We start from the raw sequence: 16,229 nt of genomic DNA on the forward strand, positions 1-16,229 counted from the left end.
AAAAGACATCGGACTTATGCAGCCAGCGAGTTCGCGTCTGCACCCTGCTGCAGCCCGAAACACGAGGCGGACTTGCACAGATTGCGTGCCCAGTTCCGGTGCGTGGCGGGCTCGCACATCGAGTCGTACATCCGAAACACCGCGGGCGCGTCGTCGCGGAGGATGTGGCTCGCCATCTCCAGATCTGTGGCATGCACCCGGTAGCAGGCATGAATCAACGGCACTTGATCCGGATGAATGGCCGTCTTGCCAATCAAACCATGGGCAAGGTCCCCCTCAACCTCACGCTGTAGCGTCTCGATGTCGTTGAGGTACTCAAAGACAGGCGCGCTCAGGTTGAAGCCACTCGGCTTGAAGGTGGTCACCAATCGTGCGATCACCTGTCCAATGGACGTTTCATACAGCGTTCGGCCACGAGGGCGACGCATACCGATGATCGAGAGCAGATCGTTGCCGCCAATCCGAAGCGAGAGCACGCGTTCGCGCACCCCGTCCTTGTCCATGACCCGCCGCAAGGCGATCATCTCGCGCTCGTCGAACACCTCTTTGGTTTCCAACGTGGGCATGATCAGGTGGCCAGTGCCGCGCAGCAGCTTCAGATATTCGGAAAGCGCACTGCGAGTCACCTTGGGCAGCACGAAGCCATCCAGTCTCTCGATGCCGGGCAACGCAAGCACCTTGCGCATCACTTCCGGATTGCGCACCCGAATGAAGCGCATCTGGTGTGACGCAGATGTGAGCGCACGGATGGGCGCGCGCAAGTTCTCGATGGCAAAAGGGAGGTCTTTGAGCCTGACCGAGTCCTCGGTGCAAAAGATCACCGATCGCACCTCGGAGAGACGCTCTCCTCTCACTACCTCGAGTAGATCCAGGCGGGTTGCGGGCAAGTAAAGGCTTGCGCCCAGTTCGGTGGCGTCACGCATCACGGGCGCTCCTGATGATCGAAACGGCGTTGTAGGGCAAAGAGGCGTCGGTTTCGACCGGGACGGCCTTCTCCTCGGCAAGGGCCACAAGATGGGCCACCTTCCGGTCGTGACAGTCACGCAGAATCACCCGCTGCGGGAAGCGACGCAAAAGGACGCGCGTTGCTTCACCGATCCCCGGCTTGATGAGGTTCTCATCTGTAATGCCGTACCGCGACATGGCCTCTTTCATGTAGGCGCGAGAGATTGCCTCTTGCTCGTGCCTGCTCAGCTCCGGCGCCCCGGGAGCACCGCCGTTTTCAAGATGCCCCATCGCTGCGGACACGACGTCGTCGACGAACCATTGCGACAAGTCATGCTCGGCGAATTCTTCAAAGAACACGCAGCCGTGGTATTCCCCAGGCCGAATCGCCTCGTTCAGAATCGAACGACTTACCAACCCGCTAATCGTCGAGTTGAGAATGCTCGACGAGATCAGGTAGTCCTCGCTCGAGGCCGCCAGTGCGGCCGACCCCGCCAGATCGGTCAGCACATTGAGCCCAGGGTCGATGGCGATTCCGTGCGAACGGTTGTATTGGGCGACGGCATCGTTGAGCTCACGGCTGATGACCCCCTTTCCTGTCCATCCGTCGATGAAGGCGATCGACTCAGGGCGATGCCCCCGCGACAGGATCTCACTCAGTGCCGCGGTATCAATGCCTCGGTCCCGAATGATCGAGATTGAGTAGTGTGCGGGGGCCGTACCGGAGATCCGGGCGACGAGATGCCGGAGAACAGCCCCGATGGGCGTGCCGGCGCGTGCCAGTGAGACCAGGGTGACTTCCGAACCGTGCTTTTCGTGAAGCAGTTGCGCCAGACGCAGGCAATCCCCTGACAACTGCGCGCGGTTGCGCTGGTGGGCGTCATGAAACAGGCCAAGGTAACGCTCGGAGGGGACTTTCTCAGGGGAGAGCATTTCACTGTAATGCCGCTTTCCGGACTGGATCAGCGATTCCTTGAGCTCAAGGTCAGCCATGAAGTCGATCGTGATCGGCTTGAGCAAGAGCTCGACATCGCTCGGACGGTAGGAGCCGCAAAACATCATGCAGCCTCCCACTGGCGGTTGATCTGGCTCGCCTTGGGAACGAGCGCGTAATCGCATATCGACATGAAGCCTAGATCGGAGAGGCTGTCACCCATCCCAAAAGTGACGATCTCGCCATGCTCACGGCGCAGCCGCTCGGTGAGGTGCTCGACGGCGTGGCGTTTGTCCAGCCACTGCGGCAGTACGGAAAGGTTGTTTCCGTTGCGATGAATCAAAAGCGGCAACGCTGCTTCGGCGCAGCGGTTGCGCAGCAAAGGCTCGGTGCGGTCTAGCGCCTGTTCATCGCCCTCATTGCTCTTGGCGCACAGGTAAAACGGCACCGCAAAGTCCGAAATGATCCGGATCCGCAACTGGACGCAAAGCGAGTCGGCAATCGATTGCAGGACCCCGCTGACATGCTCGAGCATGGGCAGCGTCTGTGCGGCCTGAGTGCGACTCTGTGCAAGCCAACCCTCGTCGGCTGCGCCGTCTGCCTTCAGGATGATGCCGCCGTAGTTGATCACCGCCCCGTTGGTGAACGGCCAACGTACGCGCGAGAACGCATCGGCATTGCGAGCCGTAACCGGGATGACCGCCATCTCCTGCTGCATCAGCACGAGGAAGCTCTTCTGGGCTTTCGTCGCAAAGGAGTGCGCCGTGCCATCCTTGAGATACGCCATGGGCGTCAGAGGAGCACCCTCGGGGCACTTGCGGCCTGACTGGAACAGCGTGTCATCAAGATCAGCAAACAGGAATTTCTTCAGCATGGTCGTCTGAGGTGAAGTGAATCAGGCGGGCGCCAAGGATCGTCGCCAACTGCATGAGCGGATCGTTGGGCGCGGTTTCATGGCAGATCAGCACCCGGGCGTACTGCCCGGGGCGCACGTTGTAGAGGTAGTTCTGGACGGCTTCGCCATAGGGATCCGGTACCGCAAGGATGTGTCCCACCGCCCCCCACAGCAGGATCGGCGAACGGGTGGTGGACTGGACGCGCACGTCGACGCCACGCGCCTCAAGCGCCCGGCCAAGTGCGAAGGCCGCATGCATGAATTCGCCCGTACCCAGGACCAGGGTTGCGCCCTCCGCCGGCTCACCAGCCAACCGTTCAACCAACCCTTTCGGTAGGGACACGCAAGTGCTGCGCCCCAGGCGACCGTAGCCGGCGTCCTCGATCTGCACCTCATGCCCTGCTGAGCACTGGGCGGCGCTGGTCGTAAGCAAAGTCTCCGGCCCTGCGTCATGGCGGTGTTCGAAACGCCAGGCGCCACGCAGCAAGCTACCGATTGAGCAAGGGATGCCCATGCGCTCGGAGAGTAGCGACCGCCGGTCTCCCGTGAAATCCGCAATCGTGGCGATATGCACACGAGAAAGCGCGGGCATGACACGACGCAAAGCCGCAACGAGATTCACGAACGTGTTGCCGGTGCTCAACTCGTCGTCCACCAACACAACCTGGGTGGCCGCGGCCAACGTCGCACGGTCGGCGTCTCGCTGCGGCAAGTGCAGGAATAGCCGTGGTGCGTGGCTGTGAGACTCATCGAATCCCAACCAGTCGGCCCCCGGGACCCTATAGCGTGTGCTCTGCAGATACAACGGGTTCGAGCCGGGGTGCGCATGTGCCCAAGCCTCGAACACCCCCTGCCCCAGTCCGGTTGCCGTTTCGGCCATGCCTATGAAGACAACCGGCCCTTGGGCATCGGGCACCGTAGCAACCAGTTGGCGATGCACGGACACCATCTCGCTCGGGATCGACGGGTAGTGCTTGCCAAGGACCTTGCTCAGGAAGAGGAACGCACGCTTTGGGTTTGCCCTTGCCGCGAAATCGAGGAGCGAGGCGAATGCAGATCGCCCCTCCTCGAGCTCGAGACGCAACACGCCGGTTGGAAGCTCCGAACGGATTGCGCGTGGCGCATCCCCAACGGCCAAGACCGCGGCACTCATGACAGGCGCACCGCCTGGTTGATCTCGGCTACGCGCAGGCCATCCCCGATTGGCCCCGGCGCAACGGCATCACGACCTTGGTCGAAGGCCACGAGTCCCAGATAGGGGAGATTCGGCCCTGCGAGGCACGCCATTGCGATGCCGCCCGACATGCGAGGGTTGATCTCAAGGATCCTGAGGCCCTGATCTCCCTCGCGGAACTGGATATTCACGTTGCCGGTGAGTGCGAACTGCCGGATCAAGTGCGAGCAGGCATCCAGGATGTCCTCCCGCACCACAATCGTTTGCCCCTCCCCTGAGGCGAGAGGTTTGCGTCGAGCAACAGCACACACCAGCTCGCCGTTGAGCGCCACGCAGTCGACGCTGAACTCGTGTCCCGCGAGGAAGGGCATCAGCAGCATCGGCCGAAAATGCCCAGCCCGTTGCAGCATCTCGCGCAGCGACACCAAGTCGATTCGGTACGGATTGCCGTCGAGCATCAGGTCAAAAGCACTTTTCCGTTCGGTGATCTGCCGGAACCCGATCCCGTAGACCGATACCGAAGGCTTCATGCACAGCACCTCGTGGCGCTCACGCATGCGTGCATATGCAGCGGCGAAGGTTTCGGCATCCTCGAATACTTCGAGTTCGGGCGAGGGTGCGCTGGGGGCGCACGCCTCAGCATAGAACCGGGCCTTATCGTGCAGGCGTTCAAGCGTGTCAGGCGCCGCAGCGCTAAGGACGCGCACCCCCTGATCCAGAAACCGCTTTGCATGGCGGCCAATCAACGTGGCTTCCTTGCCGGGGACGAAGATATCGACACGCTGCTCTTTGCAAAAAGCCAGACACCAGCCAACGTAAGCTTCACCGGTCAGCCCACTGGGCTCTGTCGCCGCATCATCGGCGGCCAACAGAGCCAGGGACTGCGGGTTCGGGTGTGAGCAAAGCAATCGATACCGGGCCTCGGCATCCCCCTTGCGAATCAAGGAGAGCGCCGAATGCACGGACGAGAACGTCTTGTTGAACCAAACCCGCTTCATGAAAGGCTCACAGGTGGGGCGTGATCTGGGGCATCAGCTCGTTGAACGTGCGTCCCACCCCGTTCTCGCCGATCGCGTGCATCTTCCATTCGCCATTGTGGCGATACACCTTGGCCATGATCTGTGCCGTGTGATTACCCTGCACAGAGAGGTTGTAACGCGCCACCTCGTTGTTGTTGGAGGCATCAACGATGCGGCAGTAGGCGTTGGCAACCTGCTGGAATGTCTGCCCGGTGAAGGAATTCACGGTGAACACGAGGGACTTCACGTGGGGAGGAACCCGCGACAGATCCACGATGATCTGCTCGTCATCGCCATCGCCCGCGCCTGTGCGGTTGTCGCCCGTGTGCGTGATGCTCCCATCGTGGCTCTTGAGTTGGCGAAACCAGACGCTGTCGGTGACTTGGCCCCGCTCATCAAACATCAGACACGAAGCATCGAGATCGATCTCCTGCTCGGCGCCACCGCCGCCACCCAGAAAGCCCATCAGCCCTTTCTTTTCTTTCTTGACTGCATCCCAGCCGAGGCCCATCACCACTTTCGTGAGCGTGCCGCCGGCTTCCTTGCTCAAAGAAATCTTCTGCCCTTTCTGAAGGCTGATTGCCATTTTTTCTACTCCTGGATGAATTGGGTTCAAAAGCCCGGCACGAGTCAGCCGGGCGGGGAATTACACCGTACTGCGAAGCGGTACCGCGGTGAGACTTGCCAAAAGTCCTCAACTACGGACGTTGAGTTTTTCGGCTAGCCACGCAAGAAAGCTTTGACGGTTACGCGAACAAACGATTACCTGCCCTTGCCCTGAGAAGCGCAGCACGACGCCTTCTCCACTGGTGACACTGTTGGTGAGGTTTCTCAGAAGGCCCTGACTCTGCGAGGTGGACGCAGCGATTTCGTAGCGCAGCGTGCTGTCCCACGCGACCACGTGACCGTTGTCGATCACAATGTCCTTACCAGGAGCGACGTCGAGGGTAAAAAGCGAGCCAAACCCTCCGACGACGACTTGTCCATCGCCCTGCGTTTCACCGATGAAAAACCCACCAGTGCCACCGAAGAGCGCATTGCCAAGGCTTTGCATGCGGGCATTGACTTCGATCCGCTCTGTAGCTGCCACGTAGGCCCCATCACTCATCCGGTACTGCCGTGCGCCCACGTCGAGCACTTGCATGCCGCCAGGCATGTTGGGGGCGAGCAAGCAGTCGCCGTCTCCGCGCTTGGCCTCGATGCGCTGCTGGAAGAAGGACTCCCCATTGGCCAGGCGTCGCATGGCGGCTCTGACCAAACCCCCTTGCATCGACCCAGTGAGATCGAGCGGAGCCTCCATCATGACCATGGCGTCGGACTCGCAGAAGATCGTCTCGCCTTTGCGAAGTGAAACGTGCAGGAAAGGATCGACGTCACCCGTCACGGTAAAAGTGGGCATTTGCTTCTTCGTGTATGAGGGGAATCTTGCAGATTCGCGTGGCTACGCGACCTACTCCTCAGGCTTTTCGAGAATCGGGGGGTTAGTCATCTGAAAGGTCTGGAGACGCTTGCTGAGTACGACCCGGCAGCGCCGGGTCGTGAGGAAGCAAGGCGTGTCGGTTAGATGTTGACACCGAAGTTCTTCGCAAGCGGGCCGAGACCACCAGCGAATCCTTGACCGATCGCCTTGAACTTCCAGTCGCCGCTGTGGCGATAGATCTCGCCGAAGATCATCGCGGTTTCGACCGAGGCGTCCTCGGACAGGTCAAAACGGGCGACTTCGGTGTTGCCGTCTGCGTTCACGCAGCGCACGTAGGCGCTCGAGACCATGCCGAAATTCTGGCGCCGCGCTTCCGCATCATGGATCGTGACGCACACCGAAATCTTCTCGATATCGGCAGGCACCTTGTCCAGTTCGATGATGATCGACTCGTCATCGCCCTCACCATCGCCCGTGCGGTTGTCGCCGGCATGCTGAATGCTGCCGTCAGAGGACTTGGCCTGGTTGTAAAAAATGAAGCCGGCATCATTTTGCACCTTGCCCGTGCTGTTGAGCAGGAACGCGCTCGCATCGAGGTCGAAGCCGTCGCCATCGGTGGAGCGGACGTCCCAACCCAGGCCGACGATCATCTTCTTCATGCCGGGGGCTTCTTTCGAGAGGCTGATATTGCCGCCTTTTTGCAGACTGATTGCCATGTGTTTTTCCTTCCTGGTTGCGGGTGGTGAGTGAAGCGGATTTACTGAACGTTAACGCCGTGCGAAATCGCCAGTGCATGCAGGCCGCCGGCGTAACCCTGGCCGACTGCACGTAGCTTCCATTCGCCGTTGTGGCGATAGACTTCGCCGAAAATCATGGCTGTCTCTACCGAGGCGTCCTCAGTGAGATCAAAACGAGCCAGCTCGACATCGTTCTCACTGTTGATCACTCGGATGTAGGCGTTATGGACCATGCCGAAGTTCTGGCGACGAACATCAGCTTCATGGATGGTGACCGCCACGACCAGTCTCGTAATGTCGCTCGGCACCTTGTCGAGTACGACGTTGATCGCCTCGTCATCCCCATCGGCGTCGCCGGTCCGGTTGTCGCCCGTGTGCTCGACCGAACCGCATGCGCTCCGAAGCTGACCGTAAAAAATGAAATCACTATCTGAGCGCACTTTGCCATTGGCGCCAACCATGAAAATGCTCGCATCGAGGTCGAAGTCGTCGCCCGAGGTCGAACGAGCATCCCAGCCGAGTCCGATCGTTACGTTCTTCAGATTCGGGGTTGTTTTCGAAAGGCTGATGTTCCCGCCCTTTTGCAAACTGATTGCCATGTGTCAAAGCTCCTCTACGAGTGCGTTTTTCGGTCAGGTGGTGCTGCGCAAGGCTGCAGATTACGGGGGTCCGCTTTCAAAGGCTATTTTTCACAAAGGGCACTTCTGCATTTAACAGATTTCGAGGCAAACAGTTTTTTCGCCCTCATAAGCGAAAACGCCTCTCGGCGGCTCCAGCCATTATGCAGATGTTCATGTGGCCTGCAAATGAAAAGTGAGGACATTTTTCACAGAACATAAAATTTCATGGGATGGTGCAACATTGCACTTGTCGTTATGGCATATGATAGTGCTCATTGAGCGTGTGTTGCGCTCATTTCGTGTAGTTCCCTGACCCTTCAGATCACACCATGAAACAGCCGACCCCCAAAGGATTCCTCCTCTCGAGCCCCGTACACTTCGTTGCGCTGGGACTTGGCACCGGCCTGAGCCCGCGCGCCCCTGGCACGGTCGGCACATTGGTGGGCTTCCCGCTCTTCTTTCTCCTTTCTCCCTTGCCCCTTGCAGCACAGGTCGCAGCCCTGGTCGTTTTCTTTGTTGGGGGGTGCGTGCTGTGTGAAATTACCGGCAAGGCACTCGGCGTGGCCGACCATGGCGGCATCGTGTGGGATGAAATTGTCGCGTTTTGCGCCGTGCTGATGACCGTGCCGAACGACTGGGCATGGTGGACGGCAGCTTTCGTAGCCTTCCGCTTTTTCGATATCGTCAAACCCATGCCGATCGGATGGTTCGACCGGCAATACAAGAACGGCTTTGGTGTGATGTTCGACGACGTGTTGGCGGCAGCCTATGCCATCGCATGTCTCGCCTTTGCCCAGGCCCTGCTCTGAACCGGCCCTGCTCTGAACCTCGAAACGAGAACCCGATTCCCTCAAAGGAGATACTCCATGCGTCGTCTTCCCGTGTACCTGCTCATCGACTGCTCCGGGAGCATGATGGGTGAGCCCATCGAAGCCGTAAAAGTCGGTCTGCAGACGATGACTTCCGCTCTGCGCACCGATCCGTACGCGCTTGAAACCGTGCATTTGTCGGTGATCACCTTTTCGCAGCAGGCGACGCAGAGCGTGCCGCTGACCGAGTTGGTTCAGTTCCAGGTACCGGACATTCACGCCAGCGGCACGACGGCACTGGGCGAGGCGCTGGCCTTGCTCGCGCAATGCATCGAGCGCGACGTGAAGAAGACGACCCCTGACAGCAAGGGCGACTGGAAGCCGGTGTGCTTCTTGCTGACCGACGGGCAGGCGACCGACGACTTGAACCGCGGCATCGCCGCCTTGCGCAATGTGAAGATGGGCACACTCGTAGCGTGCGCCGCAGGCCCTTCGGCCAACACCGCTGAGTTGCGCAAGATCACCGAGTCGGTGGTCTCTCTCGATACGGCCGATTCGAACACCCTGAAGGCCTTCTTCCAGTGGGTAAGCGCTTCGGTCTCCGTTTCGAGCCAGAAGATCGAGCGCGGCGGCAAGGAAGCGGACGGGCTCTCCGAACTCCCGCCGCTCCCGCCCGAAATCAACCCCGCACTCTGAAGCCCGGCATTCGCACAACCTCCGACTGGAAGAGAAATTCGATATGGCAGTGAGTCTGAAGAAGGGCCAGGGCATCAGCCTGCGCAAGGACGAGTTCGACCTCTCTAGCGTCACGATCGGGCTGGGATGGGACGTTGCGACGGAGAGCAGGGGACTGCTGAAGTCGCTGTTCACGAAGAAGGAAGAGGACTACGACCTTGATGCGATCGCCTTTCTGCTTGGAAAGGATGGCAAGGTGCAGGACCTGGGTCGCGATCGCGCCGGGAACGTAACACTCACGAACTCCGACGTGATTTTCTTCAACAACCTGCGCCATCCTAGTGGCGCAATCTGGCTGACAGGCGACAACCGGACCGGCGACGGTGACGGGGACGATGAGCAGATCATCGTCCGCCTGAATGACCTGCATGCACGCTACGAGTCGATCATCTTCGTGGTGTCGATCTATCAGGGAAAGGAGAAGGGCCAGAGCTTCGGAAAGGTCTCCAACGCCTTCATACGCGCCGTCGACGCACGAGGCAAGGAGATCTGCCGGTACAACATCAGCGGAGACGCTTCTTACTCACAGTACCGCTCAATGACCTTCGCGCAAGTGAGCCGGCAGGGCGGCGCTTGGGAGTTCCGTGCGATCGGCACGCCTCATGAGACAGATCGCTTCGTCGACGTCCTCAAGAACTACATTTGAGGGGAGTCGATTCCATGAGCTCTTCTCGTCGCCTTCCGGTCTATTTGCTCATCGATACCTCAGGTTCGATGCGTGGAGAACCTGTCGAATCCGTGAACGTCGGACTACGGGCCATGCAGACTTCGTTGCGCCAGAATCCTTACGCAATCGAGACTGTTCATCTTTCGGTCACGACCTTCGACTCCCAAATCAAAGATGTACTGCCACTGACCGCCCTTGAGGACGCAACGATTCCGGAGATTGTCTGCCCGGCCTCTGGCGCCACCTTGCTTGGTGAAGCGCTCGAACACATTCTGGATCGAGCGAAAAAGGAAGTGCGCCAATCGAGCGCGGAACAGAAGGGGGATTGGGCCCCGCTGCTGTTCATCATGACCGACGGGAAGCCCACCGACACCTTCGTATTCAACCAGGTTGCACCGGCCATCAAGGCATTCAAGTTCGGTTCGATCATCGCCTGCGCAGCCGGCCCCAAGGCCGACCCTGCGGGCTTGCGACTCATCACTGATCATGTCGTCAGTCTCGACACCATGGATAGCGCTGCCTTCACCGCGTTCTTCCAGTGGGTTTCGGTCACGGTCAGCAGCGGCAGCATGAGCGTTGGCGCAGCGAATACGCTTAGCTTGCCGCCCACACCCCCCGAAGTGAACGTGGTGATCTAACGAGGAACCCAAACGATGCGACGCCTACCGATTTTCTTCCTGGTCGATGTGTCTGAGTCGATGGCCGGCGACAACCTTCGCCAGTTGCAAGAAGGGCTCGAGCGCCTGGTCCGTTCGCTACGGGCAGACCCGTACGCGCTCGAGACGGTCTTCATCTCCGTCATGGCCTTCGCAGGCAAGCCGAAGACCCTCACGCCGCTGGTCGAGCTCTACCAGTTTTACGCACCACGGCTTCCGCTGGGGTCCGGAACCTCTCTGGGCAGCGCCATGGCACACCTCATGGACGAGATGGAGCGCACCGTCCAGCGCTCCACGCCCGAGAAGAAGGGCGATTGGCGTCCTGTCGTCTACCTTCTCACCGACGGCAAGCCAACCGACGACATTGAGCCGGCAATCAAGCGCTGGAAGCGCGACTTTGAGGAGCGAAGCAATTTAGTGGCGATCGGCGTGGGCAAGCACGCCTCCCTGTCTGCGCTCCAGCGCTTCACAGAAAACGTCCTGAGCCTGGACGCGACCACCGAAGACGACTTCAAGCGCTTCATCGACTGGATCAGCCAGTCCGTTGCGAGCCAGAGCCGCAGCGTGAGCATGAACCAGGACGCGAAAATCAGCCTGGCCAAGGTCGATCACTCGATCATGGAGAGGATCGAAGAGATCGCTCAGGCCACTACCGTCGACGAGGACTTCGTGATCGTCGCGGGCAAGTGCCAATCCACCAAACTCCCGTACCTGATGAAGTTCGAGCGCATCGGGCAACGCTTCTCGACTCAGGAGCTGAGCGTAAACGCTGATCGCTACAACCTCGTGGGTGTCTTCCCGGCCGAAAAGGACTACTACGAGCTGTCTGACCCGCGAGCAATGGCCAGAACGATCAACACCGATGCTCTGATCGGGGCACCCGGGTGTCCGCACTGTGGGAATCGATTCGGGCTGGCCATGTGCGGCTGCGGCCAGATCTTCTGTGTCAGTGGAACCGGCGAGGCAACCTGCCCCGGCTGCAACCAAACCGTCGTGATGGGCGAGTCTGACGGTGAAGGCTTCGACATCAGCCGAGCGAGGGGCTGACCGATGAAGTATGAACAGCTCTGCTATTTGCGGACCGTCATCTCCTGCCAAGACAAAGAAATATTTGAGGCGTTCGACAAGGCAGCAAGTCTGCACGCAATGATCAAGGCCTTCGAGGCTGAGGTAAATGCTGCCTGGAAAACCTTCATCCATGAACAGGCACTGAAGTCCTCTTCCACGCCCGCACCAAATCAATACAAGAAGCCGGCCTTCGAAGATTTTGGTGCCGCCCGGGCACCCGAGGCGTCCAACTCGCCGCAGAAGATCAATAGCGGACTCCAGCAGACTGAGGCATTACCTCCAGTAAAGGTCCCCGAACCCATCGAGTACCGCCAGAACGCTGAATCGTATGCACAGTCCGCCCCGGCCCCACAAAACGTTCCGCAACTCAGTGCCGAATCGCCCAAAGACCACAGTGGGCATGCCGTATCGCCAAAAGGGTCACCTCCTTCAAGTCCGCCTCCGTTGAGCCCCGCCATTCGCTTCTCGGTTCGCAACGCACGGCAGAACGAACGCTACGACGCAGAAATTCAACGCGACCCGAATGTGCCGGGGTTGCGCTTGCTGGACGTAACCCTTCCTGAGGGTGCCGCGCTCACGGTCGACCTCGAGCACTGGCACATCACGGGCACGCCTGCGATCGCAGGGGAGTTCAATCTCGGGCTGCGCTATGCCTATGCCGATCAGCCCGCACACGTCTCGCACACCGCGGGAATGCCCTTCGTGATCAATGCAGACCCCAAGACACTCTGGCAGAACATCCCATCAGATCGTTCAGCGCCCTTCTGGAAGGAGGACTGCGCCACGAGCGTTATCCTGGGTCAGCAGGCGAAGCTCATCGCAGCCCGTAAGCGGGGGCGTTCGCACGCCCATAAGGGCACCTGCTGTGACGACGACTTTTACCTGCATTGCGACGATGCAAACGGCTGGTACCTTGCGGTCGTGGCCGACGGTGCAGGCAGCGCCAAGTTCTCGCGCCGCGGCTCGCAAGTCGCGACCCGGGCAGTGGGCAGCTATCTCAAGGACGTATTCTCGGATGAACGCGGATCGAACCTTCTCGGGGCGATCGAGGCGCTTGCCGCAGGCACCCGTCCTGACGCCGTCACCGACGACGTGACCCGCTTGCAGAACAAGACCCGAAACGAGCTCTTCACGACCATCGGGTATGCCGCGCACCACGCCGTTCGCGAACTCCAGAACGAGGCCAAGAGCCGAAGCGATGTCATTTCGTCTCCGAAAGAGCTATCGACAACGTTGCTCATCGGTCTGGCTCGGAAGGTGGGTGAAAAGTGGTTCTGTGCCGCCTACTGGGTTGGCGATGGAGCGGTTGCAGTCTATCGACGCAACCAGTCTGTCCATCTGCTCGGATCGCCGGACTCAGGGGAGTTCTCTGGCCAAACCCACTTCCTCGATGCCACCCAAGTGAGCCAGGAATCCTTGCTTCGACGCTTGCGCTTCGAGCTGGTCGAGGACATGACAGCCTTCTTGTTGATGACAGATGGTGTCTCGGACCCCAAGTTCCGAAGCGAATCGGCCATGGCAGAGCTTCAAGACTGGGATCGCTTCTGGGAAGACCTCGATACTGGTGTGCATCTGTCCTCGGACGAAGAGGGACACGAGACACGGCTGCTTGAGTGGCTCGACTTCTGGGCCCAGGGCGAATACGACGACCGCACGATTGCCATCATCTACTGAAGACGCCATGAGCCAGATCATCACACTGACCGCCAGTGACGGTTCCACGGTGCAGTTTGTCGACGAGAAGAAAGCTTCCGGCGGACTGAAGGACGTTTTCTTCTCTCCCGACAAGACTTATGTGGTTGCCTTCTACCGTGACAAGCTCGACCAGGTTGGCCGAGAACGGCTCAACTTGATCACCGGCACTTACCGTGACCGGGTTTTCAACCAGGAAGGCGGCGACTACCTGAAGAACCTCCTGTGCTGGCCGAGAGCGACCGTCGAACACAATGGCCGGGTGGGCGTGGTCGTTCCCTTCTTCGCCAAGCACTTCTTCTTCGAGCACGGATCGCGCAACGACGATCAGATGCTCGGTATTCGCAAGCGTGAGAAAGAGGGCAAGTGGTTCGCATCGGCCAAGAACCGATCGAAGTTTCTTGACCCACGGGAGCTCGGCGATGGCCTCACGCAACTGAAGACGTGCATCATGATGGCGCGAGCCGTACGCCGCTTGCACTCTGCTGGCCTTGCTCACTCGGACCTGAGCTACAAGAACGTCCTCGTCGATCCTTCCGCGGGACGCGCTTGCCTGATCGACCTTGACGGACTGGTTGTCCCAAGCAAGTTCCCGCCAGATGTCGCTGGCACGCCGGACTTCTTCGCTCCGGAGGTGGTTGCGACCTCCAAACTCGATCGCCACGACCCGAACCGCAAGCTCCCTTCACGCCTGACCGATCAGCATGCGCTCGCGGTGCTGATCTACATGAACCTGCTCTTCCGGCATCCCCTGCGCGGCGACAAGGTCCATGACGTCAACGACACGCAGCGCGACGAGGAACTGGCGATGGGCGAGCGGGCGCTCTTCATCGAGCACCCGACCGATCACAGCAACCGCGTGAAGTTGGCCAACGTGCCGCCGGCTGAACTGCCCTGGAAGGACACACAGAAGCTGCCCTACACGATCACCGGGCCATATGTATCAGAGCTCATCCGACGCGCTTTCATCGATGGGTTGCATCATCCCAACGCTCGGCCGACGGCTGACGAGTGGGAAACAGCCTTGGTCAAGACAGCCGATCTGCTACAGCCCTGTCAGAACCCGCAGTGCGCGCAAAAGTGGTTTGTTTTTGACAACACCACCAAACCCTGCTGCCCACACTGCGGCACAGCATTTCGTGGGAAGCTGCCCGTTCTGAATCTCTACTCTTCACACAAGGAAGGAAGCTTCAGAACCGACAACCATCGTCTCATGGTGTATTCAGGTCAGTCTGCCTTTCAGTGGCACTCGAGTCGTCTCGTCTTCCCCAATGAGCGGCTCACGCCTGAGCAGGCCAAGCGTGTTGGCTATTTCGTTTTTCACAACGACGACTGGTATTTCGTTAACGAAGCCCTGCCATCGTTGCGCGACGTGACCGCAATGCAGGACATACCAGTGGGCGGGCGCATCAAGCTCGAAGACGGCGGGCAGATCCTGTTCGCGCGGGAAACAGGGGGAAGGCTCGCAGTGATCCAAATGGTGAGTCAATGACAAACTACACCGAAGAACATAGGGTCGAGGAAGACACCAGCGACAAGCTGAGGATACTCATTGAAGAGTCGGGACTAACTCAAAACGAAGCTCTGGCTCGATTCAATCGAGGACAAGCACGAAAAATGGCCCTGCGAACGTTGAAATCATACTTGGCATCGCGCGACGCAAAGACACGCATCAAGTGCTCCGACGCAATTTTGGAACGGATGCGAAAAGTTTTACGGCAGACGTGATTTGCCCTAACGTTTCAAACATCTCTCAACTTCATAAGGATTTAAGCTGTGCCACACTTTGGTTTTCCCGTCGAAGCAATCATCATCTTTCTGTCTGTGGTCGGGCTGTCCGTTTACCTCGACCTCTTCGCCCACAGAAAGAGCACAGAAATAACGCTGTCCGACTCCGTGCGCTGGTCCCTTTTTTGGGTTGCGCTTGCACTAGCCTTCTACGGATATCTCTGGGTTCGGTTCTCCAAAGAGTGGGCTGATCTGTATCTTGCCGGCTACGCCCTGGAGAAATCGCTCTCGATCGATAACCTCATGGTCTTCATGGCGATCTTCGCTTCGTTCGGGATCAAGGGCGTGCTACAACATCGAATCCTGTACTACGGGATTATCGGCGCACTGGTTTTCCGCGCTATCTTTGTACTCATTGGCACGAGCCTTTTCCTTGCGAGCCCTTGGGTCGGATTCCTGTTTGCCGCCTTTGTCATTTGGAGCGGGATCAAGATGCTCCAAGCCGGCGGCGGTGACGGTGATGAACTTGACGATTACTCCAATCACTGGAGCGTTCGTGTGACGGGCAAGATGATGCCTGTCTACACGCGCCTGCACCTTGACCGCTTCTTCGTTCGCCACCATGAGCTGCTCGAGGTGAATGGCGATAAAACGGCGGCCCAAGTGACGCGGATCGGCACAACGTACGTCACCCCGGCGTTCCTGTGCTTGATGGCGATCGAGACGTCCGACATCGCGTTCGCATTCGACTCTGTGCCGGCGGTTATCGCAGTGACTCAGGAACCGCTCCTGGTCTATGCCGCGATGATTTTTGCAATCCTCGGGCTGCGAAGCCTGTACTTCGTGCTTGCGGCACTCACGAAGTATCTCGTCCACCTCGAGAAAGCTGTCATCGGCCTGCTGTTCTTCATCGGTGCAAAGATGACACTGCAGTCCTGGAACCATGCAATCGGCGACACCGGCATCCATATCAGCCCGAGCATGAGCCTGTCTGTCGTTTTGGGCATGCTCGCGCTTGGCGTTGTGGCCTCGTTCGTCTTCCCCGCCAAGGACGAACCCGAGGAAACCGTTACGAATCCAACGAATCCGAACTAATCAAGTCGTAAAGACGTGGCCTGCCCGACTGACAT

17 protein-coding genes are annotated in these 16,229 nt (G+C 59.2%); 8 read left to right on the plus strand and 9 right to left on the minus strand.

All coding sequences use genetic code 11. The annotated features are described in order from the left end of the window. Window positions 1-14 precede the first annotated feature (14 nt). From PYV55_RS08700 to PYV55_RS08740, 9 genes are all read right to left on the minus strand, one after another. Window positions 15-923 (minus strand): HpcH/HpaI aldolase/citrate lyase family protein, encoded by a 909-nt coding sequence (locus tag PYV55_RS08700; protein WP_275850246.1) that lies wholly within the window; start codon window positions 921-923, stop codon window positions 15-17. Then, window positions 916-2,007 carry a cysteine protease StiP family protein gene (locus PYV55_RS08705; RefSeq protein ID WP_275850247.1) on the minus strand — a complete coding sequence of 364 codons (1,092 nt, stop codon included), beginning with the start codon at window positions 2,005-2,007 and terminating at the stop codon, window positions 916-918. Before PYV55_RS08705 ends, PYV55_RS08700 begins: the two co-directional genes overlap by 8 nt. Beyond that, window positions 2,004-2,753, minus strand: coding sequence for an HAD family hydrolase (locus PYV55_RS08710; protein ID WP_275850249.1), 750 nt, complete (start codon window positions 2,751-2,753; stop codon window positions 2,004-2,006). The genes PYV55_RS08705 and PYV55_RS08710 overlap by 4 nt, the downstream gene beginning before the upstream one ends. Next, window positions 2,728-3,927: a phosphoribosyltransferase domain-containing protein gene (locus PYV55_RS08715; RefSeq protein ID WP_275850251.1), complete on the minus strand. Its 1,200-nt coding sequence runs from the start codon at window positions 3,925-3,927 to the stop codon at window positions 2,728-2,730. The genes PYV55_RS08710 and PYV55_RS08715 overlap by 26 nt, the downstream gene beginning before the upstream one ends. Then, a complete protein-coding gene (locus PYV55_RS08720; protein ID WP_275850252.1) occupies window positions 3,924-4,946 on the minus strand; it encodes an ATP-grasp domain-containing protein in 1,023 nt (340 codons plus the stop codon). The genes PYV55_RS08715 and PYV55_RS08720 overlap by 4 nt, the downstream gene beginning before the upstream one ends. A 7-nt stretch (window positions 4,947-4,953) precedes the next feature. Further along, entirely contained in the window at window positions 4,954-5,553 is a 600-nt protein-coding gene (locus tag PYV55_RS08725; RefSeq protein ID WP_275850253.1) for a TerD family protein, read from the minus strand. A 108-nt stretch (window positions 5,554-5,661) separates the two neighbouring features. Then, the gene (locus tag PYV55_RS08730) at window positions 5,662-6,366 is read right to left on the minus strand and encodes a TIGR00266 family protein (protein ID WP_275850254.1); all 705 of its coding nucleotides are present in this window, start codon (window positions 6,364-6,366) and stop codon (window positions 5,662-5,664) included. Window positions 6,367-6,527: 161 nt separating this feature from the next. Then, entirely contained in the window at window positions 6,528-7,103 is a 576-nt protein-coding gene (locus PYV55_RS08735; protein ID WP_275850256.1) for a TerD family protein, read from the minus strand. Window positions 7,104-7,144: 41 nt separating this feature from the next. Then, a complete protein-coding gene (locus PYV55_RS08740) occupies window positions 7,145-7,723 on the minus strand; it encodes a TerD family protein (RefSeq protein ID WP_011254693.1) in 579 nt (192 codons plus the stop codon). Between the two features lie 350 nt (window positions 7,724-8,073). Between PYV55_RS08740 and PYV55_RS08745 the strand changes: the two genes are divergently transcribed. From PYV55_RS08745 to PYV55_RS08780, 8 genes are all read left to right on the plus strand, one after another. Then, window positions 8,074-8,553, plus strand: a complete 480-nt coding sequence (locus PYV55_RS08745) for a phosphatidylglycerophosphatase A family protein (protein WP_275850260.1) — start codon at window positions 8,074-8,076, stop codon at window positions 8,551-8,553. Between the two features lie 57 nt (window positions 8,554-8,610). Continuing rightward, window positions 8,611-9,249 carry a VWA domain-containing protein gene (locus PYV55_RS08750; protein WP_011254691.1) on the plus strand — a complete coding sequence of 213 codons (639 nt, stop codon included), beginning with the start codon at window positions 8,611-8,613 and terminating at the stop codon, window positions 9,247-9,249. 43 nt (window positions 9,250-9,292) lie between these two features. Next, window positions 9,293-9,934: a TerD family protein gene (locus PYV55_RS08755; RefSeq protein ID WP_011254690.1), complete on the plus strand. Its 642-nt coding sequence runs from the start codon at window positions 9,293-9,295 to the stop codon at window positions 9,932-9,934. 14 nt (window positions 9,935-9,948) lie between these two features. Then, window positions 9,949-10,593, plus strand: a complete 645-nt coding sequence (locus PYV55_RS08760; protein WP_011254689.1) for a vWA domain-containing protein — start codon at window positions 9,949-9,951, stop codon at window positions 10,591-10,593. A gap of 15 nt (window positions 10,594-10,608) precedes the next feature. Beyond that, window positions 10,609-11,658: a TerY-C metal binding domain-containing protein gene (locus PYV55_RS08765; protein WP_275850264.1), complete on the plus strand. Its 1,050-nt coding sequence runs from the start codon at window positions 10,609-10,611 to the stop codon at window positions 11,656-11,658. Window positions 11,659-11,661: 3 nt separating this feature from the next. After that, window positions 11,662-13,353, plus strand: coding sequence for a PP2C family serine/threonine-protein phosphatase (locus tag PYV55_RS08770; RefSeq protein WP_275850265.1), 1,692 nt, complete (start codon window positions 11,662-11,664; stop codon window positions 13,351-13,353). 7 nt (window positions 13,354-13,360) lie between these two features. Continuing rightward, window positions 13,361-14,863, plus strand: a complete 1,503-nt coding sequence (locus PYV55_RS08775) for a helix-hairpin-helix domain-containing protein (protein ID WP_011254686.1) — start codon at window positions 13,361-13,363, stop codon at window positions 14,861-14,863. Window positions 14,864-15,147: 284 nt separating this feature from the next. Beyond that, window positions 15,148-16,194 (plus strand): TerC family protein, encoded by a 1,047-nt coding sequence (locus PYV55_RS08780; protein ID WP_275850266.1) that lies wholly within the window; start codon window positions 15,148-15,150, stop codon window positions 16,192-16,194. The last annotated feature ends 35 nt before the right edge of the window (window positions 16,195-16,229 follow it).

The organism is Extensimonas soli, from assembly GCF_029211265.1.
Taxonomy (GTDB): domain Bacteria; phylum Pseudomonadota; class Gammaproteobacteria; order Burkholderiales; family Burkholderiaceae_C; genus Extensimonas; species Extensimonas soli.